A 23879-nucleotide genomic window follows, 5' to 3' on the forward strand; every position below is an offset into this window, starting at 1 on the left:
GCTCACAGCTCCTGTTTCGAGTTGAATCCGACGGTCACGACCACGTAAACGCAGTCCTCGTCGTACGGGTTCTTCCACGCGTGGGGAACGCCTGCCATCACCAGGAGGTCGCCGGGAACGAGCGTGCGCTTCTTGCCTCCCGGGAGTACCAGGTCGACCTTGCCCGAGATCACGACCTCGTAGTCAATCGTGTCGCTCGCGTGCATGCCGGCGTCGCCGTCGTCCTCCGTGGCGGTCATGCTCTCGTCGAGGGTCGAGGCGTCGACCTCGCCGGAGGAGTGCGCGGGGAAGCTGCTGATGCCGAAGGTGGATCCGTTGGGTCCTGCCAGCGCGACCTTGCTCGGCGGGGCGCCGAAGTTTTCCTTGCTGTGTCCGCCTTCGACGGCCCAGTAGAACGCGCCTGCGGACACGCCGGGGAAGTCGAACTCGGCGGCAGGGCCGGGCTCAATGAAGTCGACTTCGCCCGACTCGGTCGTGCCCGCAACGACGAGACGGAACTTCTTTGGATCAGGAAATGTCATTTGGGTCTCTCCTTCGTGAACGGTCGTGGCAGGTATCAGGCGCGCAGGCCTGCTTCGCGCATCAGCGGGAAGATCTGCTCGTGCATCCGGTCCAGGCCTTCGTCGTAGTCCACCAGGCCCGTGCAGATGCCGGTGATGCCGGATTTCTGCAGCTTCTGCAGCTCCTCGACGACCATCTCGGGCGTACCCGTGATGGGCATGAGGGCCGCGCGGCCGAACGACCTGACGGTCGGGTCCTGTTTGTAATCCTCGTTCTGCTTGTAGTCATCCCACGATTTGAAGCTCTGCGCCCCGCCGCTGCGGATAACGTCGAGGTAGCGCACCGCACTCTCCCAGTCGGTGTTCTCCGTCACGTAGTCGGCGTACTCGCGCGCTTCCTTCTCGGTGTCCCTGACGATGATGTGCGCGCCCGCCCACAGTCCGAGGTCCTCGCGGCCGGCCGCGTCGGCCTTTTGCCGCAGTTTCGGTGTGAGCTCGGCGCTTTGTTCGACGGTGGCGACCGCCGCGAAGAGGATATTCGCGTGTTTGAAGGCGAACTCCTGCCCCGCGGGGCTCGAACCGGCGCTCATCACCATCGGCTGGGGTGACTGCACCGGCTTCGGGTACGCCTGTGCGCCCTTCAGGTTGAAGAACTTGCCGTCGAAGTCGAACGACTCCTCCTTGTCCGACCAGAGGCGCTCGCAAATTTCAATCCACTCGTCAGCGAGCTCATAGCGGACGTCGTGCTCGGGCAGCTCCACGCCGAAGATGTCGTACTCGGGCTTGAAGTAACCCGCGGTGACGTTGATCCCCATGCGACCGCCGCTGATGTGGTCGATCGTGGTCATCATCTTCGCGCCCAGCACCGGATTCATGAACTGCACGTTGCATGTCGCGAAGATCTGGATGTTCTGCGTCACCGCGGCCAGTCCCGCTGCCCAAGTGAACGTCTCGAACTGACGGCCCCACGGACGATCGGCGCCTGCAAGCCCCTGCCAGCGCGCGATGGGAATGAATCCGTCGACGCCATATCGGTCTGCTTTCTGCGCGAGAGCCTGTACCTCTCCCCAGTTACCAAGCTTGATCGAGTTATCCGCGAAGTTCAGGCCGCCCTGCCCCGTGGAAACGTTCGCTCCGAAGATCGCGACTTTGAATGCATTGTCGCCCCCAATCATCGGGCTCTCGTCACGCTCAACGGTGTAATCCGCGACAAAGTCGCGATCTACGGTGTTTGTTTTGGTTGCCATGTCGGTCATTGGTGTACTCCCATTCGATGCGTCGGGGAGCGCCTGGAGCGCTTCGACTCTCTTGTTATGTCCGCCAGCAACCAGCTGGTTGGCAGCGGTTATGCCTAATGCTATGAACCAGCTCACTTTCACCGGTACGGTAATGAACGCCAACTGAACGGGAAAGCGCGCCAAAGGCTCTGGGTTGCCATGTCCGCCATGTCTAAAGCCCCGCCGCGAGTTGCGGCGTCCTCGGCGCACAGGACGACTCACCCCTGCTTCATCCGGCCAGACCCCGCCCTGCTTCATCACGCAACCCGATGGCACGTTCGTTGACCACCGAACACCCCGCAGCAACTACCGGCAGCTAAAGCCTTCATGCGGAAAGACATTGCATCAACTAGCGTAATGTGACTATCGTCGCCTAATAGCGATAGTTAATCAATCATTTGGCATCACCGGCAAATGATGGCGCCAGTAAGTCAGAACATGCCCAAGGAGCGAAACCGTGTCTAACAATCAGGCTCAGAACACCGTTGGCGAGGTGGAGGAGTATTCGGTCGTTGTGGTCGGTGCGGGCATGGGGGGTATTTATGCTCTTCACCGGTTTGCTGAGCTGGGCCATGACGTGCACGGTTTTGAAGGGGCTGCCGGTGTTGGCGGGGTGTGGTACCACAACGGGTATCCGGGCGCGCGGGTGGATGTGGAGAGCCACAGCTATTCGTTCATGTTCGATCAGGACCTTTACGCGGGGTGGGACTGGAGCGAGCGGTATGCTGCCCAGCCCGAGATCCTGGAGTACCTCAACTACGTGGCCGACCGTCTGGAGGTGCGCCGGAACCTTTCGCTGAGCACGTGGGTGACGTCGGCGCAGTGGCACCCGGAGGAGAACAAGTACCTGATCACCACGGACACCGGCCGCACGGTATGGGCCCGCTACCTGGTGATGGCCACCGGCAACCTCTCCAAGCCGCGCAAGCCCGACTTCGCGGGCCTGGATGACTTCGAGGGCGAATGGCACCAGACCGCCCACTGGCCGAAGACCCCGGTGGAGATCGCCGGCAAGCGCGTGGCGGTCATCGGCACGGGTTCTTCGGGTGTGCAGGCCGCGACCGAGATCGCCAAGACCGCCGGACACCTTTACGTTCTGCAGCGGACCCCGAACTACTCGATTCCCGCCCACAACGGCCCGGCCGACAAGAGGAAGAAAGAACGCCTCTCGAAGAAGGTCCTGCAATTCCGCGAGGAGACCTACGCGACCCCTGTCGCTTACGCCATGCCGCCCAATGTCGGCAAGGCATCGGATTACTCGGAGGAGCAGCAGCAGCAGATCCTGGAATCCAGGTGGGCGTTCGGAGGCCAGAGCCTGCTCGGGACCTTCGCCGACCAGGGCACGGACCTGGAGGTCAACAACATTGTGGCCGAGTTCGTCCGCGGCAAGATCCGCGACATGATCGACGACCCCGAGACCGCCGAGAAACTGATGCCCACCGCCTACCCGATCGGGGTCCGCAGGCTGTGCATCGACACCGGGTACTACCCGATCTTCAATCAAAGCAATGTCAGCCTCGTCGATCTCAGGACCGAACCGGTCGAACGCATCACCCGGACCGGGATCAAGACCCGCGACAACGAGTACGAGGTCGACCTCATCGTGTTCGCGCTCGGCTTCGAGGCCTTCACCGGTGCACTCGACCAGGCCAACATACGCAACGAGCACGGGCAGCAGCCCAGCGACCGCTGGACCTACAAACCGCAGACCTACCTGGGCATCATGACCAACGGGTTCCCGAACCTGTTCACCCTCACCGGCGTGCAAAGCCCCAGCGTGCTGGCAACCTTCTTCGCGCTGAACAACTACCACGTGGACTTCGTCGCCGACATCATCGAACACGCCGAAGACAAGGGCGCCGTCCGCATCGAACCCACCCTCGAGGCAGAAGCCCAGTGGGGCGAACACTGCAACGCGATCGCGGCACCGATGCTGCGCCGCGCCGTCGACAACTACATGGTCCACGTCAACAAATACGACGGCTCCCGCTACTTCATCCCCTACGCCGGCGGCTTCGACAAATACGCCCAACAAGTCAACGAAATCGTCGCCAACGACTACCGCGGCTTCGAATTCACCAAATAGCCCGTACAGCCGAGCCATCTCGACCCACCGCTCACCGCTTGAACACCGCCCACGAGCCCTCGAACCGATACTGGCATCGCTGATTCCCCCGGCGGCGCTCAGTCGGTCCATCTCGCACCCAGGCCACACGGGAGGGGTCACCAACACGGCAGCGCGGGTACCAGTACCCTCCTGAGGGTAGCCCGCGGAGCCGCCCGACGGCTTTGGGCGCCACCGCCCCGGACGCGCCAGCAACGGCCGTCTCGGGTGCAGCCCAAACCGATACGGTTTGGCGTAGGCCCATTCCTCGAGCAGAGTGCGGTTGTAGCGTTCGACCTTGCCGTTGGACTGCGGCCTGGGAGTCCTGCGCGGACTGCCGTTCGAACGGCTGGACCCGTCATCCATCCGGTCTAACCGAACTGGCGGTAGCGGTTTGCCCAACAAACCGCGGTGGTCACCGAGACCTGGAACCGTCCGGCCACGCCGCGTGTGTCCTAACGTCCGTGGTCAGTACAACTAGGCATTCAAGCGCATGGGCGGAACACAGCACCAGGCTCGGCAGACCAAGGCCCCCCCAGCAGCCTTCGGCGTCTAGAATCGATCGACGGGTCCGCCGCCCAAGCAGGCAGCCAATCCGTCCTACCGTTCGGCGTAGACCCGTCGCGAGGATCACGAACCCATCCAGTTGGGCCGTCTCACTGATCAACGTTCGTCGATCAGTGAGATCTATTCGCCCCGCCAAGCTCGGCAATCACCTACTCACGCGTATATTGCGCGGTTGAGTCGAACCAGGTAGTCGCCCATGCCATCGACGCCCACGGTCGTGCCGCCTTGAGTCCTCTCGAGGATGACGGCCATCGCAACGTCGCGGCGCCCGGGCAGCCGGTCCTTCTCCGCCGAGGCGAGGGCGGCGGGCATCTCTTCACGACTTAGGTCGGTGCAATATGCAGGCGCTGCGACCTGTTGGCGCCACGAATCGGCAATTGCTCCCGCGTCGTACGCGTCAAAGCCGGTGTCCTCGACGAGCTGCATCGCCACGGTGCGGTCGGCATCTCCGTCTGCGGCGACGGGAATCGCGATCCTTTCAGGGGCGCCCGGCTCAGTTGCTTTGTCCGCAAAGGACTCGGCGGTGATCGCATTCCAAGCCTTGGCGATCGGACGCCCGAGCTGTTCAGAGACCCAGACACTCTCGACCTGGCCATCGTTGATTGCCGCAATGTCCCCGTCACGCATCGGGTAGTAGTTCGAGGTGTCGATGACTACCGTGTTGGATGGAGCGTTCTGCACCAGTGACGCGATCTCAGGGATGCGGTGGAGCGGGATGGAGGTGATGAGGACGTCTACGTCAGTCACGACCTCGTCCGCTCGCACGGCCTTCGCCCCGGAGGTCAGCAGCGATGGATCAATTGTGCTTGGACCGCGCGAGTTCGCTACCCTAACATCGTGTCCGGCCCCGCTCAGTCGCTGGGCGAGGGTGGCACCGATTGATCCGGCACCGAGAATCCCGATTTTCATAGGTCATACCTTCGCTTCGTTAGTTGGGTAAGTCGGTCATATTCAGTTGTCTCTGCCGGGACTTACACCGCCGGATGGCTAGGAGATCGGTCATTCGTCGTCTGGTTGTCGTTTTAGCCCAAAATGTTCCCGTAGGTGCCCGTTCTGCTTTACGGGTCCCGGGAGGCAGAGACTTCCGTTCTGCCTCCCGCGCTGCCGAGATCGGCTCTTAGCCCTTTTAGGGGGCAGCATGGACCATTGCGGGATTGGTCTCTGTATCGACTGCGTGTCGATCAGTAACACGTTTCGGTGCAAAGACAGCCCACACAATGACGAACACGGCAATAACCAGGGCGAAAGCGACGTAGATGTCAACGAACTTTGCCTCTGGAATGAATCCATCGGCGCCAGGCACCAGCACGTTCAACACAATCGCGACGGGTACCGTCGACCCGGCGAACTGAACGATGCTTTGCATGCCGATCGTCGTCGCCATGTTGTCCTGACGCCCGGCCGAGGCAACAAGTGCGTACGCGGCGGTTACGCAGCTTAGAATAGTCAGGGCGTATAGGAACGTCCACACATAGGCCATCCACACCGAGTCGTGCGCAAACGCGAGACCGAGGTAGACGACGATCCCAGCGGCTCCGGAAACGACCATGACGATCTTCGGACCCAATCGATTCAGGCCCCACCGTGTCCAGAGATATCCCAGTGCTGCGCCGGGAATCAGCGCGATCAGCACGTATGAAGATTCAAGGGGAGACAGACCATGCCCGAACCCTGAAGAGGTCGGGGTTTGCAGCAGTGCCGGCAGTGCGATGAACATGCCCTGGCCAACAATGCTGATCAAGAGGATCCCGGAAAATCCGATGAGAGCCTGGCGGCGGTCCATGTCGCGGAACGACATCAGTGGCTCCTGCGCTTTTCGCTGCTGGACGACCCACACAGCCAATGCCACTACGCTCACAAGAAACGAGCCGAGCACGATCGGTGACGTCCAGCCCAAACCCGGACCTTCACTAATTCCGACCAGCAGTGCCGTGACCCAAATCCCGAGCCCTACGGCGCCGAACCAGTCCATCCGAACGACAGCACGTGCGGCTGCGGGCGTCTCAGATGAGACGAGGGCGAGGATCAGCAGCCCTGCATACAGAGCGAAGCTCACCCAAAAGACGCTTTGCCACGGCAATCCCAATTCCACGATGAAGCCGCCGACAACTAGTGCGAGCGGTGTGAAGATTGACAACACAAGCGTGAGGGCTAACGAAACGAGTCGGATCTGACGTGCGGTAGCGCGCGGACGCAGGAGCCCCCAGCTCAGTGGGATGGTGATAGCCACACCTAAGAGGAATCGACCCGCCACCAGAGGCCAAAAACCGTTGGCGGTCGCCGCTAAAACCGATCCCATCATTCCCAGGACGGTGAGTGCGATGAGGACCTTGCGATGTCCGTAAATGTCACCCAAGCGGGCGGTCAGGCTCACGGAGATGGCACTTCCGACCATCATCGCGTTAAAGACCCAGCCGACTTCCGATCCCGACAGCCCTGATTCTGTCGCAATCGTCCCGGCCAGCGGGGACAGGGTGCCCCACTGGATGTCGAGTGTTACGCCGCTGAGCAGAAGTAGCGCAACTATCGATGTGTTGCGGCCGATACGAGAGTCGACCAATGTGGATCGTGTCATCATTGACCATCCTTGGTTTGGCCCAGCAGTCGCTGGGGTCATTGTTGAACGCGGGGGGCACCGTGGCACCGCGTCGGGTCTGTGCCGGAACGAGCCCTGCACCACTAACCGGAGTATTTGTATCTGATCCGCCGGCCCGTTACCGGTTCGGATCGCTGTCTTTGTCCTGCGTCGGTTTCTACGTCATCTCGTTCAGGAATAACGCTAAGAGCGGGCAGCACGGGACCGGGATGGGAAGCGACGCCAGTCAATTACGAAAATGCGCCAAATACAGCTTTGCCGGTTGTTCGCGGCTTTGGTTCGGCGGTGAAAACCCTAGGCATTGAACGGCGGTGCACCCTGATTCCAGCCATCCCGTTCTCAAGGCGGGCTGCGGGTGCCATAGGGAAGTACTCGGCGTCGGGGCGTGTCCCTCTTTTTCTGTCTCGCCTCACAGATCGAGCTCAGCCCGCAGCCACGAAACCACGAGTCGAGCGAGGGCCACACGCTTGGTCAAGAAGAGATGGTCAGTGTCCAAGATGACCTCGGTGAGTCCGGCGGCGCCTGCTTCCTGAAGGGCCTTGGCGATCGGAACGTGGTGGTACTCCACAGGCCCGGTAGCATCGTGGGCCGCGCCCACCAAGAGCATCTTCTTGCGGGTCAGGCGCGGAGCGAGAGCAATGATGCTGAAGCGGTCGAAGTCTTCTTCCCGCATGCCGCGGAGCATCTTCGGCATGTCTACACGACCTGCCGTCTCTGCCTTGACCTCAGCCATCGACGCGGAATTCCCAGGCTGGTCAAGCCACGCTGGATCACGTATGAGCTCGAGGTTTTGCGGAGCTATGGCGATCGCGAAGGCAACGTCGTCGTTCTCGGCGCACGACGCCATCGCAACGTTGCCGCCGCCTCCGCTGAGCCCAAAGACCCCGATCTTTGAAGGATCAACGCGGTATCCTGCGCCGCTAGGTGTGCGCTGGCCTCGTTCGTCGGCAGTGCGGAGGAACTCAACAGCGGAGTTCACATCCTCCACGGCACTGATCAATGTGTGCTGACCGTTGCCGTCCCACATGCCCCGTGGCTGGAATGTCAGCACGCTAATGCCGGAGTTCATCAATGGGATGATCAGGCTCTCCAGTCGGTCCCCACCGTACATTTGGGGAGCGAGCACGAGCATGCCCTTGGGTTGTTTTCCTTGAGCGATCCACAGGCTGGCATGCACCACATCACCGTGGCTGCGGAAATGAGTGACGAAATGCTCTGGGGGATATTCAGGATCAACAACCGAAGGATCCGTAATCACGTCGTCGACATCGATCAGGGGTTGGTAGTTCATGTTCGTCACGCTCCAATGCATTAGAAAATTGGCCAAAGGTAGTGCAGTGAAGGGGAACTCCCCCGGCTTGCTTTCTCGAAGCACACTCGCCGTTCGCGGAGCAGTGACATGCTGGCGTCGGAGCCCAGTCGCCCTTAGTCCATCCGCTTCGCTTCAAATCGTTCGAGCTCGAGGTGGGTCTTTATCCCGCGGTTTGCACCATCTCCTCGCGTGGGTAGTGGTCGAGCAGCTCCGCACCATCTGCAGTGATGACGACGAGGTTCTCCAGGCGGACACCTCCGACCCGGTGCTCCCCTTCGATTCCCTCGATGGCGATCACCATGCCTTCCTGAATCTCCTCCGGGTGCTCAAGCGACCACGCGCGGGTGATAACCGGCGGGTTGTAGTGGATAGCTCGCGACCCCGCGTTTACCAAGCCGATCCCGTGCCCGAGTTCGATGCTGAAGCATTCTGCCTCCGACGCAAAACCCAGGTCTTCCGCTGGTGCAAGTACTGCAGCCACGTCCGCTGTGCTGGCACCCGGTTTCATCAGCGACATCGCGAGATCCAAACGATCCGTGAGTCGTGTGTATGATGACCGCTCGGCTGGAGTCGGAGGGCGGCCGACGACATACTGACGGTACAGGCACGCTGTGTACCCCATGTAGGAAGTGCCGCAGGTGAGTAGGTAGGCGAGGTCACCGTGCTCAACGATGCGATCTCCACCACTGATCCCCCGCGGGAACGACAGCGGCCCGGACAACAGTCGCGCCGCTCCGACCTCTGCGCCGGTATCTTCGATCGCGCGACGGGCCATGGTGGCAATCTGGGCCTGCTTGACTCCGGGCCTCAGTGCCGACCGTGTGGTCTCAAATCCCGCGTTGCTCAAGCTCGCCGCCATCGAAATGCAGGCGATTTCATCAGCTGTCTTGATCGTTGAGCATTCGAGCAACAAGGGGAGCCCCGGGAGTGTTTCGATTCCGGCATCCGCCAGCGCCGCCAGGCCGGCCTGATCGATCTCGCTGACTGCCAATCGCTCGCCGGTGAGCGAACGTGCGGCGAGTTCCTCGCGAATCTGGGCAGCGAACGCGGCCGACAGTTCGGCGATGGCCGAACTGGGCGCTACGCCGCCAAGCCAGGAGATGGCTGGGCGCCACTGCGAAATCCATGGTGCCTGGTCAGGCATTTGCTGAAGGGACCCCGCTGGTGAGAACACAATGGGTTCGTCCTCTGCGAAGAACAATGCGTAGCCGACTTGGAGCGAAAATTCACCCCACCAAAATCCCGTCAGGTAGCGGACATTGTCCGCACCCGTGAGCAGGAGTGCGGGTATACCCTTTTCACGCATAAGTGAACGCATTCGATCAGCACGCTCACGGCGCATTCGATCCACATCAACGCCGACGTGAAGCTCTGAACGCGCAGGTCCGAAGTGCAATTTCTGGTAGTTTGCGGGCATTGCTTGCCTTTCATATGTAAGCGCCAACGGGCTGATCTCGCGGCGATCGGGGGTCGTCGTCCGCTGCGATGCGTTCGAGCCTTCCGAGCGCTACGGCTATCCCAGAGACTTTGGGAAACCCACCGGATCTCCTTCGATGTCGGTGCGTCGGTTTGGCTGCCGATCCTCACTAGGAATAACGCTAAGAGCATGCTGCACCGGACCGACATGGCGATGAACGCCAACTAGATAGGAAGGCGCGTCAGAGTTCGTTCTATTGCGGGTTGTACGGTGCGTGTGGCTCACCCGCATTCATCAGGCCTACGCTGCCGGAAACGACTTCCTGGCAATGGCCGGAGCACAGGGATCCGCAGCTTGACCGGTAGCACTTCTGGGATGTGCGTTCTCAGAAGGGTATCTACTTCACATCTCCAGGCCTCACAGTTGTGCCTTGCGCGGCGGCGGCCCAGGCCGGCTCGCGCCGCTCCACGAAAGCGAGGGCACCCTCACGCGCTTCCGGCCCGCTCCGCAACGGAGCGACGATGCTCTCCTGCTCAGCGAAGCGGGTTTCCGTAGTCGCATACCGCGACTCGATGATGATGCGCTTGGTGGCCCTCGTTGCGGCTGGCCCGCTTAGCTGAATTTTTCCCGCGAGTTCGAGCGCTACATCGAGCGCCTTGCCCGGGTCCGTAAGCCTATTGACGAGACCAAGATCGGCGAGACGTACCGCCGTGATCGGCTCGCCAAGCAGCGCCAACTCCATGGCGAGGTGATAGGGGATGCGATCCGGTAGGCGGAGCAGCCCGCCGCCAGCCGCGATGAGTCCCCGCTTCGCCTCGGGCAAAGCGAAGGATGCACTAGCGCTGGCGACGATCAGGTCGCACGCGAGGGCCAGCTCGAACCCGCCCGCGTAGGCAAACCCTTCAACGGCCGCGATGACAGGCTTCACCGGGGGGCGGCGGGTGATGCCTGCAAACCCGCGTCCTTCCAAGACCGGGATATCACCTTTAGCGACCGATACGAGATCGGCCCCTGCCGAGAAGTACCCGCCAGCCCCGGTGAGGATCGCGATGCTCGAAGACTCGTCCGCGTCGAAGGCATCGAAGGCAGCTGCAAGCGCGATGGCGGTTCGTCGATCAATCGCATTACGCTTTTGAGGACGTGCGATCGTGATGACGCGCACCCCTCCCGAGCTAATGACTTGAACGCTTTCGTCGTCCGCGTTACTGCTTGCGTCCGCTCCGGGCCCGGCCTGTTTCATACGTTTCCTCCTTCGGGCGTCTTACTGATAGGACCAATCCGCTCGGGCTGGCTTGCACAGTAGGCGATTATCAAAGTATGAATGTACATATCGTAGTATGAACATTGCTAGCTTGCACGGCTCCATCCGGTCAACCTTTGGTTCGGACCACGTCCTCTCCTATGAAATGAAGGGAAACGGGAATGAAACCCGCGCAACGACTCCGCGAGCTGCTCGCTGACTCCAAGATGATCATCGCTCCCGGAGCATATGACGCGCTCTCCGCGAAGCTGGTCGAGCAAGCTGGTTTCGACGTCGTGCTGATTGCCGGTGGCACCTACTCGAACTTTCACTACGGCGTTCCCGATAACGGTTTCATCTCCCAAGGCGAACTGATCGAAGCCGGCCGTCGAATCACCGCGGCGACCGATCTTCCGCTTATTCTTGACTTCGATGATGCAGGAGGATCGCCGCTACAAGCGTTCCGGGGCGTCCAGCTTGCCGAGCAAGCAGGCGTCGCCGCCCTCCTCGTCGAGGACATGGTGCCCGCAACAAAGCACTTCTGGACCCGCAAAGACGATGGGGAGCGCTGGAAGCCGCAATTAAAGCTGCGCAGTGTCGACGAAATGAGCGAAATCATCCGGGCCTGCTCAGAAGCCCGTACGTCCAGGGACACCGTGATCGTCGCACGTTCGGATGCGAGCCGTTTTGGCTTCGAAGATCTCGCCGAGCGTATGGCTGCCTACTCTGCTGCCGGCGCCGACATGCTCTATCCGTGCGGCTACCCGCTTCTCGATCTACCCAAGCTCGCGGCAATCGTCCCCGGCCAGTATGTGATGGTGACCGTGAAGAATCCGACTTTGGAGGAGCGGCGGGAACTCGAAGCGGCCGGCGTGAAAATGTTGCTGGTGATCAACACGGTGAACGGAGCGGTGGCAGGTTTTCGCGAAAACCTGGTCCGCCTGGAACGTGGGGAACTGCTGGAGGGTGAATCGGCCGGGGGCGCTTACACTCCCATCATGGAGGCCGTTGATGCGCCAGAATGGGCCAAACGCGCTAGAAGGTTCGGATATTCCTAGCTCTTCGGCTGCCTGTGCGGTAGATCGCCTTGATGCCTTGATTGCAGCTGGATAGCCCTCCGTGCGCCGCGCTTGCAGTTGCCATCAATGTCCCAGCTCCCGTCGGTTAACAGCGGCGCCTTGGAGTTAAGTCAGGAGACGCCATTCCGATAGGAAGTGGGTCAAGGTTGCATCGCGCGGTCCCCGTTGCCGTCGATTGAGCGGTGTCCGCATCGGCGGCCCGGCGCTCCACCTGTTGCAGTGGCTCCGCCAGGAAGACCTCGGCGGAGCCACTGCACTGATAATTCCCACTGGTCTGAACCCCGAAGATAGCAACGAAGGCTCGGTAGACCGCTAGCTCGAGAGGACGCGCTCGACGCTGGGAATCGAGACGCTGGATACTTGCAGCCGGTGTAACCTCCGACTGAGGCTACCTGGTGTATTCGGTGGGTAGACTTTCGATCCAGTCCTTGTAGATCGGGTCTTCTGTACGCCAGGCTCCCCAGTGGGAGACGCGAGGTACGTTGACGATGTCCCAGTCCGAGTTGATCGGCCTGACGTCGATCCAGTCCCAGACGCAGGTGCGGTGAAGGATCTTCCACACGCCGTCGCGCTTCTCGCACAGATCGCGGTAGCGGCCGGCTTGGAACATAGTGACTTCGGGATCTTTAAACGGAACAACGCAGATGAACATGCTTTCGCGCCTGGCCCGGTTGCCGTCGATCTCGGACAGGACATTGGTGACGTGGTGGTTACAACTGTGGATCTGATCTTCCCAGGCCATGGCTGCATCAGCCCAGCCCGGGCCATCACCTACGTAGGCACCGTGATCATCGAACGAATCGGGCCAGTATGTCGACAGCATGAGCTCGCGGTCGTGCCGGTCCGCGCCTCGCACATACAGCATCAGGTTGTCGTGGAGCGCCTGCTTATCGTACAACTCAGTCAACTGTGCATCTGTCAGTGGCATTTATTTCATCCTATCTATTTCGGGCCAACGAACGGCCCGGCTTTTCTTGGGTGGACTTTCGTCCATATTCATTTACTGGTTGTGGACGAGCCGTATCAGGCCTCGCCGGACCTCTTGCGTGAACGCGTGTATGCGTCGAGCGATACCGCGGCGATCACGATCACGCCGAGAGCGACCTCCTGCATTGACTGAGGAAATGCAAGGATGTCGAAGACGTTGTTGATAACCGCAAAGATCAGGAGCCCGACGAGCGTGCGCCACATGGCGCCTTCTCCACCGAGCAATGAAGTCCCACCGATAATCACGATCGCGATCGAGTTAAGAGTGACGTTCACGGCCACGCCAGGCTGTCCGACACCAATCACGGACGCCAACACAATTCCTGCTAGCGCGGCGAGCATCGACGTCAGAGCGAAGGTGCTTGCCCGGAGGGCGGTCACCGGCAGTCCTGCCAGTCGGGCGGCTTCGTTGTTACCGCCGATCGCATAGATTCCGCGACCGTAGACGGTCTTGGAAAGCACGAACCATCCTGCTGCAATCAGGATCGCAAGTAACCAGACGGAGAGGGGCGCGCCGAGGAATTTTTCGTCGGCGAGAAAACCGTAGCCGCCTGCGGCCATGGGAACCGGTTTGGAGTTCGTGTACAGCAAGGTGAGGCCGCTGAACAATGAGGCGGTCGCGAGGGTCGCGATGAAGGCATTCACTTTCGCCTTCGTGATGAGGAAGCCATTGATCAGGCCGAGAGCGGCTCCGATCAACAGCGTAATGAGTATCGCGGGGCCCGCGGGCATCATTTGGGACAAAGTTGCGTAGGACACTCCGCCGATAGCCAGCACTGCTGCCACCGAAAGGTCAAAACCGCCGGCGATCATAATGAATGTCATCCCCACGGCGATAATGCCGACGGGAGCGTTCTGGCTCAGCAGGTTGACCAGGTTGCCCGGGTTTAGGAAGCGGGGGTTGAGAATGATTGCCGCAATGACGAGAAGGATGAGCACCCAAACCATTCCGAGGCTCGAGGCTCTCTCCCGCAGATTGAGCCCATTCTTTGTCGTCATATTCAGACCGGACAGTTTGAACCCGTCCTTGGCGGTGCCAGTCGGGGGTTTGTTAGTCGTGGTGCTCATGCGTTTTCCTTTAATCCAAATGCGGCTTGCAGTACGTCTTCCATTGCGATCGGGTGGTCGCTAGTTCGCTCCATCAAACCCATGCTTTGGCCCTTAGCGACGACGAGCACCCGGTCGGATACCGCGAGCACTTCCTCGAGCTCGGATGAGACCACGATCACGCCGACCCCATCCGCAGCCATCGCCCGTAGAGCCTCAAGGAGTTCCCCCTTCGCGCCGACGTCTATACCGCGTGTCGGCTCGTCGGCGAGGAGCACTCGCGGGCGATCGTACAGCCACCGTGCCATCAGCAACTTCTGCTGATTGCCGCCAGAAAACCTGTCGCTGCGTTCGCCGAGTCGGGCCACCGGGAAGTTCAGACTGGCTGCTGCCTCGCCGACCATTGCACGGAGCTTCCTTCGTGCGATCACCCCACCTGATGAGACGCCGCCAAGATTCGACAGCGCAACGTTATCCGCTGCGTTGCGAGTCATCACCAGCCCCTCGCCCTTGCGATCTTCGGGAATCAACCCGATACCCAGTTTTCGTGCGGCGCGAACCGTTCGCGGCCAAGCCGACTCGGCTCCGGACAGGCGGATGACGCCTCGTGCAGTGGGTTCTGCACCGGCAATCGCCCTCAACAACGTCGAGCGGCCGGAACCTACAAGACCGGCGATGCCCAGTATCTCCCCCGGCTTCACCTCCAGGTCGATGTTCTCGATGACCCCGGGAACTGTTAGGCCGACCACTTCAAGGACCGGCGCGAGGCCCAATTTGTGGAGGCTCTCGTGTGTATCGACCGGCTTCCCCATCAGCTCGCGGCCCAGGGTCTGGTCGGCTCGCTGCTCACCGAGCATCGCGCGCACCAGTTCGGCGCGCGACTTCTCCCCCCGACTGCTCGTGTTGACGGCTCGGCCATTCCGAAAAACCGTTATCCGGTCGGCGAGCCGTTCGATTTCGTCAAAATTGTGGCTCACGATCCCGATAGTGACGCCGCGCTTGCGTAGCCCTTCGATCGCGCTATAGAGCGCCTCCCGCTCCTCGACGGCAAGCGACGCGCTCGGTTCGTCGAAGAGGATCACGCGAGGGTCGGTCACGAGGGAGCGCATGATCTCGAGCAACTGCTGCTCTGCTACAGAGAAGGTGCCCACAGGCACCCCGGCAGGAAGGGCCTTGACCTCCAACTCGTCGCACAACTCGACGTATCTACGACGCATCTCGTTGTCGGAGAGGACTCCGAACCGGGACAGGACGGATCCAAGAAAAACATTCGCCGCTGCATCCAGATGCGGGACGATCGTGAGTTCCTGATAGATGGCCGACACGCCGCTGCGACGCGCCGCGCGAAGATTCCCCGGTTCAAGCGGTTGGCCGAAGACTTCGACGCCCCCCTCGTCGAAGTCAACGCGACCAGCGATAGTGCCCATCGCTGTGGACTTGCCGGCTCCGTTCTCACCGATAAGTGCGTGCACTGTTCCTTCGTGGATCTCCACGTCGACATCGATCAAGGCGCGCGTGGCCCCGTAGGTCTTGGATACCGCTTTAAGTGCGACGGCGATAGTGGGGTCCGATTGCGAACGCTCCATTGCCAGTACTTCCTTCTATCTTTGCCGGGGCGACGTTCGAGTGGACGTCGCCCCGGCCCTTTAGTCTTGGTGGACTGCGGCGTCAGCGTAGTTCGGAGGGCAGTTCGGAGATCGTTTCTTTCGTGACCGCGAAGGGTTTCTCGGCAGTGCCAATGAGCGAATCATCCACGTAGCGAGGGCCCGGGTCCCCGCTCTGCGCGGCGGCAATGGACTCCAGGTTTAGCTTCATCCCGTGGTATGGGAAGAGCAGCGTCGAGAGTTGGACATTCCCGGCCTCTATCTGTTCCATTTGGTAGTCGCCCAGACCCTGGTCCACGATGTTGATCTTGCCGTCCAGGTCAGCCTCGTTCACAGCTTGGACGACGCCCTGTGTGATGTCAGGCGAGGACGCAGACATGATCACGGTGGTGTCCGGATGCCCTTGCAGGTAGGTCTGAGTCTGGTTGTATGCGTCAGGCGTCGTCCAGTCGGTGTAGAGCGGATCAAACGTATAGTCGGGGTTGTCCTGCTCGAACTGTTTCATTGCGGCTTCTAAAACGCGCGTTTGCGTGTTCGTCGCCGGGCCAAGAACAGCGAGGACCTTCTGCTTGCCTGGGTTTGCCTCTGCTGCCGCGGCGATCCAGCCGTTTGCGTACTCGCGGGTGTTGTTGCTACCCACGTAGTTCAGAGTGCCCGGCGACCAGACCTTGTCAGTCGACATACCTTCCGGATCGGTGCCGTCCTGGCACAGATTCGCAGATGAAACTGACACAAGGATGTTTGCCTTAGGGAAATCCTCGGTGAGGAGTTTGCATGACATCACGCCGTCGAGGGCCATTACTACCGCGGCGTCGAAGTTTCCGGAGGTCATTGCAGTCTGCATTTGGTTGAGCTGGTTGTTCGGGTCATAGCCCGCGTCGAACAGGGTCATGTCCATGTCCAGCGCCGCGGCAGCTTCCTTCGCCCCGCGTTCCTGCTCCAGGCCGAATTCATTGGCCACGCCCGGGATAAAAACGGCCACCTTGAGGCCGGGCTTGGTGGATAGATTGACTGCAATGTCATTGCCGACATCGACTGCGACGGTGTCAGAGGAGCCCTCACTTGCCGGGTTACCGCTGGCGTTTCCCGCGCAACCGGCCATGGCCAGCAACACCGCCATCGATCCAGCAGCAAGCACGACTCGCGACTTCGTTGTACGCATGGTTCTCCTGGGTTTCTTGGGCCGTAGTCATCGGCCGGAATGCATCTGATGTGTTGCGCGCTCTTCCTCAGCGACCGTGGGACTACGCCGAGATTACTGGGCGGCGCGAGGATCCGTCAACGAAAAGTTTCATGTTTCTGATGTCGTTATCGTAACGCGCGTATTATGAGTGCTACGGGGCGCTGGTGGGGCGCGGTGCACCGGCCATTGCTCCGAGCCCCCAGACGGATTTCGGACGCTCTATCTGGACGCCCCACCTAAGCGAAGGAATGACTTATGAGAATCGGAATCCTTGGTGCCGGATCCATCGGCGCCACCCTCACGCAACGGTTGAGCAAGGGCGGGCACGATGTTAAGGTTGCGAACTCCCGCGGCCCGAGCACAATAGATCCATCGCTGCTGACGTCCGGAGCGAAGGCAGTGCCAGCCGATGAGGTCGTAGCCGACGTCGACGTCCTCATCAGTTCCGTCCCGATGCACCGCATCCCCGAGATCGCCTCACTGGTGAAAGGCGCCGCACCCGAGACGATGGTTATCGACACCTCGAACTACTACCCAATGCGCGATGGGAAGATCGCGGCAATCGACAATGGCCAGGTCGAGAGCGCTTGGGTCTCCGAACAGCTCGGACGTCCCATCGCCAAGGCTTGGAATGCGATCACCGCGGAGTCGTTCGCAGGCAAAGCGGCTCAACCGGGCCACCCCGGCCGGATCGCCATCCCCGTAGCCGCGGACCGGGACGCCGATCGTGCCGTGGCGATGCAACTCGTCGAAGACACCGGGTTTGACGCCTACGACGCAGGATCGATTGCAGATTCGTGGCGCCAGCAAGTAGCGGCCCCGGCCTACTGCACAGACCTCACCCTTGAGCAAATGCCCGCCGCCCTCGCCTCGGCCGAAAAGGACCGGCTGCCAGGTCGTCGCGACGTCACCATGGCCGTCATCCTCGAAAGGACCCAAGGCGGCACGACCGTCGGCGGCGGCTACGGCGACTACCTGGTGAGGCTTAATCGCGCGATATATATGTGAGAACGTGACGTGACAGGCCACGCCTTCCCGACGCGGAACCGATATCAAGGCACATCCGGCACGCCGCCGGCAGCACCCAGTGCACCGGTTTTCAAGACCGGCAGGCGCGCCATCATGGTACGAATTTGAGGTGGATCCATGCTGTATCTAGTAGACATACAAGTCAACAAGCCTGAAACACTCGCTGCCGACACGTGGGAAGCGTTGACGAAGGCCGAGAGCGACTACGGGATGGAAGCCCGGCGAAACGGCAAGCAACTTCACATCTGGCGCAAGGCAGGAGCCTACGCTGCAGTGGCCGTGTGGGATGTGGAGGACAACGAAGAACTCCACGAGATCTTGACCAGCCTTCCCCTCTTCCAGTTCCTCGACATCACAGTTACCCCGCTCGTCGAGCATCCCACCACCAAACGCTGGGCGAGAATCCAGGCCGGCGAAGAAGAATAGCGGGGCATGAGCCGGGCAACCACGTGTATTGACCGAGCATCCCCGTCATGATTCCATAGAATGACGAACGTTACGCTCCTACTATGATTATCTGGTGGGTGGCAATCAGGGGCAACGTGGCCGGCTCATGCCCGTGCTGTGGAACGTCGGCCTCGGCCGGTTGAACGACGAGGAGATCAAGATCGAGCCGCAACAAGCTGTAGACAGCCGCACATGCACCTCGCCCAGGGGCCCCCTGGCGCCACTGTATTCCCCGTACGAAGTAAAGTCGCTTCGTCTGCGCAATCGGTTCGCTCTTGCACCCATGACCCGTGAGATGTCGCCCGATGGAATGCCGACGAGCGAAAATGCGGACCACTACCGCGCTCGGGCCGAGGGCGGTGTCGCGCTGCTAATCACCGAAGGCACCTACATTGGCGGCGAGGCCTCCGGCCACAAGAGGACCGTGCCGCATTTCACGAAACACACGGCTGAAGGCTGGCAGAAGGTAGTGGCTGCCGCTCATTCCGGGGGCGCGGCCATCGTCCCCCAGCTATGGCACGTGGGGGCGCTGCGCGGCACGTCTTCACCCCTGAACCCCGGTGTTCCCCCACAATCGCCGTCAGGGATCGACTTGGATGGCAGGCCGCTCGGTGAGCCGATGACTGTTCGCGAGATCGACGATGTCATCGCAAGCTTTTCCGAGGCTGCTGGCCTTGCCAAGCAGATCGGCTTCGACGGCATCGAGCTCCACGGGGCTCATGGCTACCTCCTCGACGAATTCATCTGGCAACGGACAAACAAACGCGTGGGCCGATTCGGGGACCGTATGGCAATGCCCGTGGAAGTCGTGAAAGCCGTTCGCTCCGCCGTCGGGGAGGATTTTGCGATGATCTTCCGGTTTTCCCAATGGAAGGCGGACCGGTACAACGAGCAGATCGCGACGACTCCCACAGAACTTGAGCGGATCCTCCTACCGCTCGCCGATGCGGGAGTCGATGTATTCCACTCCTCCACCCGCCGACACTGGCTGCCCGAATTCCCGCACGATGACCGGACCCTAAGCCTCGCGGGCTGGGCCAAACGTCTCACCGGCAAAGCGGTCATTACCGTTGGTTCCGTTGGCGTCAACACGGAGTTCCGAGGGGCAGGGGCTTCAGCAGAAAAGATTCCTGTGATTATTGGTGAGTCGCTTGAGGAACGCCTCGCGTATCTCGCCGAGCAGTTCGAAGGGGGCGAGTTCGACGTCGTCGCCCTCGGCCGAGCCCTAATTGCAGATCCCAACTGGGTCGAGAAGATGAAAACCGGCGATTACGCTCAAATTGTCCCCTTCGACCGGAAAGAGCATTCCCTCAGCGGCGCCTGATGATCGTTGTTGCACTGAACTCGCATACGACCGCCGAATCCTCGGGCCAAGTGGATCTCAGCCCTGGACACGCTTCGGAGACCCATCAGACACCTTGATCAGAATCCAAACTTGACCAAAGAATCGAGAACTCCAGGCAGAGAGCCCGGCGTATCCAAAGGAGTCTTAGCGATGACGTCTCAAGCCTTTCATCCCTCAACGCCGGAGGTTGGGGCCCACCCGCCGTTCGATCCCGAACTTGCCGCTGCGCTCACGGTGATCAATGGGACCTTCCCCCCGGACGCCTACCGCCTGGAGAACATCGCGGAAATGCGGGTGCGCGCCGCAGCTGGCGCTGAACCACTCACCAATGAGGCCCTCTCTTGTGGTGGGTTTTTCCGGGTGGAGGACCGAAACGTATCCGGCTCGGAAGGTGCCCCAGAGATCTCGTTGTTGATCTGCCGACCCAACGGGGTGACTGCCCCGACGGGGGCGATCTATTGGATTCACGGCGGCGGAATGATACTCGGCGACAATCGCTCGGGTATCCCTACAATGTTGAACATCGCACGGGATTTGCAACTGGCTGTTGTTTCGGTCGAGTACAGGCTGGCACCTGAAAGCCCTTACCCCGGACCCCTTGAAGATTGCTATGCGGGATTGGTCTGGACTTCGGAAAACGCGAAAGAGCTGAACATCGATGCCGAGCGTATTGTCATTGCCGGTGGCAGCGCGGGAGCGGGGCTGGCCGCCGCTACGGCGCTGATGGCACGTGACCGTGGCGGTCCAGAGCTGTTCGGCCAGTTCCTACGGAGCCCCATGCTGGATGATCGGAATGACAGCCTTTCCTCCCGGCAGATGGCCGGCGTAGGAATCTGGGACCGGACGTCGAACGAAACTGGCTGGACAGCGCTGCTTGGGGAAGCTCGCGGCGACGATGACTTGCCGTACTACGCAGCCCCTGCCCGGTGTGCTGATCTATCCGGCCTTCCGCCAACCTTCATCGATGTGGGCTCCGCAGAGACATTCCGCGATGAGGACGTGGCATTCGCAAGCGCCATCTGGCGCGCGGGCGGAATCGCGGAACTCCACGTTTGGTCGGGTGGCTTCCATGGTTTCGACCAGCTGGCGCCCCACGCCGAAGTGTCAAAATCCGCCCGCGGAGCTCAGGCGGACTGGTTTCGGAGACTTTTCGAGTGTAAGTAACGCGGCCTGGTCGAACTGCTGCCACGAAGACGCTGCTGGCCGCCTCCGCCCAGGAGGTAGTTCCTGGCCACGTGCTCGAGGTATCGCCAAAGCCGCCGGTGCCCAGCTATATGCCCTCATTGTTGACCCCCTTCGTCGTGCGGCGGTAACGAGGAAGGTGCCTCTTTCCGGTTTCGTATTGGCGTCGGACCAAAACCCTTGAAGGAAGAGGCCCTGGTTGAACGAATTGGCTTCGTTCAACCAGGGCCTCGAAAACCGCGTTCACCGCCTTGGTCGAGTAGGTCGGCGCCCGGGAAACCCCCAACAGAAACTCCGCTAGCGCAACTCGGCGGGCAGTTCGGACAGCGATTCTTTGGTCACCACGAAGGGATTCTCCGCAGTGCCGATGAGCGAGTCATCCACAAAGCGGGGACCGGGGTTCCCGTTCTGCGCCGCGACGATGGATTCAAGGGACACCTTCATCGCGTAATAAGGGAAGTGCAATGTTGAGGCTTGGACGTTCCCAGCCTCTATCTGTTCGATCTGGAACTCCCCGAAGCCCTGGTCAACGATGTTGATCTGCTCAAGAAGGCCGGCATCTTGCGCGGCCTGGAGGACGCCCTGGGAGATGTCAGGTGTGTAGATCGACAGGATAAGGGTTGTGTCGGGATGGCCTTGCAGGTAGGTCTGGGCTTGGTTATATGCGCCAGTCGCCGTGTAGTCGGTGTAGATCGTGTCAATCGTGTAGTCGGGGTTGTCCTTCGCCAACTTCGCCAGAGCGACTTCTGCCACCTTGGTCTGCACGCCGACTGCCGGCCCCAAAGCCACCAAGACGTTCTGCTTGCCTGGGTTGGCCTCGGCTGCGGCGGCAAACCAGCCCTCCATGTACGCGAGAATGTTGTTGCTACCCACGAAGTTCAGTGTGCCCGGCGCCCACACCTCCTCAAGCGACTCCCCGGTCTGTTCCGTGCCCTTTTCGCAAAGCGGCGTGATCAGAGCAACCACAAGGGTGTTTGCCTCTGGGTAATCCTCAGTGGCGATCTTGCACACCGCCGGGCCATCGAGCGCCTGAACTACCGCGGCGTCGTACTCCCCGGACGCCAGCGCGGTCTGCATTTGGTTGATCTGCCTGTGCGAGTCAAAGCCGGCGTCGAACAATGTCATGTCCATACCGAGCTTTTTGGCCGTCTCCTCTGCGGCACGCTCCTGCGTCAGTCCGTATGCGTTGACCACTCCCGGCATAAAAACGGCAACCTTCAGATTTGGGCTGGTCGATAGGTCGACCTTCCTGCCATCGCCGACATCGACCGCAACAGTGTCCGCGGGACCCTCACTTGCCGGGCTCCCACTGGCGTTGCCCGCGCAACCGGCCATTGCCAGCAAAACCGTCAAAGACCCGGCGGCCACCATGAAACGCGACTTCATCGTACGCATTCATATCTCCTCAATGTCAACAAAGTTGACGGCTGCAACTTATCTAAATACGACCAAGTGACGACGTCACGAGCCGGTCGCCATCGCGACAACGCGCCCCTAGCGGCTCAGCAGGCTCCCTTCTGAACATGGCTTCCCGTTGAGAGAGGACAACGTTATTGCCCGCTACCGAGCCGACCGGGGCGGTGATGCTGTATACAAGGCTGGAATTTTCCGAGGTGAGGGTGGCAAGCAACAACAAGCTCCCATCTGCGGTGGCCAGGGCTCACTGTTCACTTGTGGTTGCGAGTGCCCTGTGTCGCCCTTGTTGGAGGCGAGTACGTCGACGCGGGTGTTCAGTCCGTTACTAGCCTGGGGACGTCGCCGTTTTAGGCCACGAAATCGGCGACGTTGAGGCTGCGCAAAGTGTCTTCGACCGCGGGGTTGGTTGCGATCACCTCGTCGAGCGCGTGCTCGGTCGTGGAGCGATACGGGGTCAGAACATCTGAGTCCGTTGCCAGTTCAGATGCAGCTTTGGCCCAGCCTTCGGGGGTGCTCTCCGCGGCCCAAACCCGCGGGAGCGCGCTAACCACGAGACGGCTCGCGTGCCCGCCGGCAACTGCGTAGAAGTCTGCGCCTACGGTGGTGTCTTGGTGGGCCAGGAACGCAACGAAGGCCGCAACATGCTCGGGCCCCATGTTGTCGCGAAACGCCGACGCGACCTCTGGAAAATCGGCCCAGAAAGCTTCCGTCATCGGCGTCCATGCTGTCGGCATGATCGTCGATACTTGCACTCCCACTCGCTTGCCCTCGGCTGCGAGGCCATTGCCAAAGGCCCAGACCGCACCTTTCGCGGCGGCATAAGCCGACTCACCGGCATCACCTAGGATTCCACTGGAAGACACCAGGATGAGCCGCCCGGTCCCGGAAGAGACAAGATGCGGCCACGCCGCCCGAGTGAGCTCGACCGTCCCGCGAAACGAGACATCGAACACCTTCCAGAACTCATCGACAGGCTGGTCGGCGAAAAGCGCGGCCCGCATGATTCCGGCGTTGTTCACGACAATGTCCAGCCGCCCGAACTCATCCAATGCGGTCTGGACGATACTTGGCGCGTCCAGGGTGACATCGTGCGCGTCGGCGATAGCCTTGCCACCGTTTGAAAGGATTTCGCTGACCGTCTTCTCGGCGTCGGCTCTTGAAACGTCGTTCACCACGACGTGAGCTCCCCGCTCAGCCATGGTCATCGCATAGTCGCGGCCTAGCCCCTGGCCTGCACCGCTGACGATCGCCACTCGGCCATCGAAGTCCAACTTCGTATTCATCTCATACCTTCCTGTACAAACTGAGTTCCATGGCCGCCGGCCTCAACTGGCTGCGGCCGCGACAGGGCGCTCCATGAATTCCTAGTCGCGCCGTAGCCGTTCTGCTCATGGCAAAGAGCGGACAATATGTCAGGGCCGTGACCGAGATCAGCCGCGGCGACGTCAGTACTCCCTTGGCTGCACCATTCCTCAACGGGCGGCGTAGTCACGAGATACGCGTGGATTGGAAAATGTGTGTGAGAAGCGCGCTACTTGACAGGGAAT

Annotated in this window: 19 protein-coding genes; 6 read left to right on the forward strand and 13 right to left on the reverse strand. The window is 60.9% G+C overall.

What is annotated here, in order from left to right:
* Positions 1-2: 2 nt before the first annotated feature.
* Positions 3-521, reverse strand: coding sequence for a cupin domain-containing protein (locus AC5RVD_RS03575; RefSeq protein ID WP_493956894.1), 519 nt, complete (start codon positions 519-521; stop codon positions 3-5).
* Positions 522-556: 35 nt separating this feature from the next.
* Complete coding sequence (locus AC5RVD_RS03580) at positions 557-1756, reverse strand: LLM class flavin-dependent oxidoreductase (protein WP_494126008.1); 1200 nt, start codon at positions 1754-1756, stop codon at positions 557-559.
* 478 nt (positions 1757-2234) lie between these two features.
* Between AC5RVD_RS03580 and AC5RVD_RS03585 the strand changes: the two genes are divergently transcribed.
* The gene (locus AC5RVD_RS03585; RefSeq protein ID WP_494126009.1) at positions 2235-3863 is read left to right on the forward strand and encodes a flavin-containing monooxygenase; all 1629 of its coding nucleotides are present in this window, start codon (positions 2235-2237) and stop codon (positions 3861-3863) included.
* Positions 3864-4601: 738 nt separating this feature from the next.
* On the opposite strand, the gene AC5RVD_RS03590 is transcribed toward AC5RVD_RS03585, so the two are convergent.
* The 5 genes from AC5RVD_RS03590 to AC5RVD_RS03610 form a co-directional block, all read right to left on the reverse strand.
* Entirely contained in the window at positions 4602-5357 is a 756-nt protein-coding gene (locus AC5RVD_RS03590; protein WP_494126010.1) for an NADPH-dependent F420 reductase, read from the reverse strand.
* 217 nt (positions 5358-5574) lie between these two features.
* Entirely contained in the window at positions 5575-7026 is a 1452-nt protein-coding gene (locus tag AC5RVD_RS03595) for an MFS transporter (RefSeq protein ID WP_494126011.1), read from the reverse strand.
* A 427-nt stretch (positions 7027-7453) separates the two neighbouring features.
* Positions 7454-8335: an alpha/beta hydrolase family protein gene (locus tag AC5RVD_RS03600; protein ID WP_494126012.1), complete on the reverse strand. Its 882-nt coding sequence runs from the start codon at positions 8333-8335 to the stop codon at positions 7454-7456.
* Positions 8336-8516: 181 nt separating this feature from the next.
* Positions 8517-9773, reverse strand: a complete 1257-nt coding sequence (locus tag AC5RVD_RS03605; protein WP_494126013.1) for a M24 family metallopeptidase — start codon at positions 9771-9773, stop codon at positions 8517-8519.
* A gap of 397 nt (positions 9774-10170) precedes the next feature.
* Positions 10171-11013 carry a crotonase/enoyl-CoA hydratase family protein gene (locus tag AC5RVD_RS03610; RefSeq protein ID WP_494126014.1) on the reverse strand — a complete coding sequence of 281 codons (843 nt, stop codon included), beginning with the start codon at positions 11011-11013 and terminating at the stop codon, positions 10171-10173.
* A gap of 182 nt (positions 11014-11195) precedes the next feature.
* Between AC5RVD_RS03610 and AC5RVD_RS03615 the strand changes: the two genes are divergently transcribed.
* A complete protein-coding gene (locus AC5RVD_RS03615; RefSeq protein ID WP_494101558.1) occupies positions 11196-12071 on the forward strand; it encodes an isocitrate lyase/PEP mutase family protein in 876 nt (291 codons plus the stop codon).
* Positions 12072-12480: 409 nt separating this feature from the next.
* Here the strand turns inward: AC5RVD_RS03615 and AC5RVD_RS03620 are convergent, their stop codons facing one another.
* The 4 genes from AC5RVD_RS03620 to AC5RVD_RS03635 all read right to left on the reverse strand — a co-directional run bounded on the left by AC5RVD_RS03620 (position 12481) and on the right by AC5RVD_RS03635 (position 16892).
* Entirely contained in the window at positions 12481-13020 is a 540-nt protein-coding gene (locus tag AC5RVD_RS03620; RefSeq protein ID WP_494126015.1) for a nuclear transport factor 2 family protein, read from the reverse strand.
* A gap of 95 nt (positions 13021-13115) precedes the next feature.
* The gene (locus tag AC5RVD_RS03625) at positions 13116-14147 is read right to left on the reverse strand and encodes an ABC transporter permease (RefSeq protein ID WP_494126016.1); all 1032 of its coding nucleotides are present in this window, start codon (positions 14145-14147) and stop codon (positions 13116-13118) included.
* Positions 14144-15712, reverse strand: coding sequence for a sugar ABC transporter ATP-binding protein (locus AC5RVD_RS03630; RefSeq protein WP_494126017.1), 1569 nt, complete (start codon positions 15710-15712; stop codon positions 14144-14146). Before AC5RVD_RS03630 ends, AC5RVD_RS03625 begins: the two co-directional genes overlap by 4 nt.
* Positions 15713-15794: 82 nt before the next feature.
* Complete coding sequence (locus tag AC5RVD_RS03635) at positions 15795-16892, reverse strand: sugar ABC transporter substrate-binding protein (RefSeq protein WP_494126018.1); 1098 nt, start codon at positions 16890-16892, stop codon at positions 15795-15797.
* A gap of 276 nt (positions 16893-17168) precedes the next feature.
* Between AC5RVD_RS03635 and AC5RVD_RS03640 the strand changes: the two genes are divergently transcribed.
* From AC5RVD_RS03640 to AC5RVD_RS03655, 4 genes are all read left to right on the forward strand, one after another.
* Complete coding sequence (locus tag AC5RVD_RS03640) at positions 17169-17921, forward strand: NADPH-dependent F420 reductase (RefSeq protein WP_494126019.1); 753 nt, start codon at positions 17169-17171, stop codon at positions 17919-17921.
* A gap of 138 nt (positions 17922-18059) precedes the next feature.
* A complete protein-coding gene (locus tag AC5RVD_RS03645) occupies positions 18060-18368 on the forward strand; it encodes a muconolactone Delta-isomerase (RefSeq protein ID WP_494126020.1) in 309 nt (102 codons plus the stop codon).
* Between the two features lie 94 nt (positions 18369-18462).
* Positions 18463-19713, forward strand: coding sequence for an oxidoreductase (locus AC5RVD_RS03650; RefSeq protein ID WP_494126021.1), 1251 nt, complete (start codon positions 18463-18465; stop codon positions 19711-19713).
* Between the two features lie 171 nt (positions 19714-19884).
* The gene (locus AC5RVD_RS03655; RefSeq protein ID WP_494126022.1) at positions 19885-20898 is read left to right on the forward strand and encodes an alpha/beta hydrolase; all 1014 of its coding nucleotides are present in this window, start codon (positions 19885-19887) and stop codon (positions 20896-20898) included.
* Between the two features lie 315 nt (positions 20899-21213).
* Here the strand turns inward: AC5RVD_RS03655 and AC5RVD_RS03660 are convergent, their stop codons facing one another.
* A complete protein-coding gene (locus AC5RVD_RS03660; protein WP_494126023.1) occupies positions 21214-22311 on the reverse strand; it encodes a sugar ABC transporter substrate-binding protein in 1098 nt (365 codons plus the stop codon).
* 368 nt (positions 22312-22679) lie between these two features.
* Complete coding sequence (locus AC5RVD_RS03665; RefSeq protein WP_494126024.1) at positions 22680-23615, reverse strand: SDR family NAD(P)-dependent oxidoreductase; 936 nt, start codon at positions 23613-23615, stop codon at positions 22680-22682.
* Positions 23616-23879 lie beyond the last annotated feature (264 nt).

Source organism: Arthrobacter sp. THG-b23, from assembly GCF_059091265.1.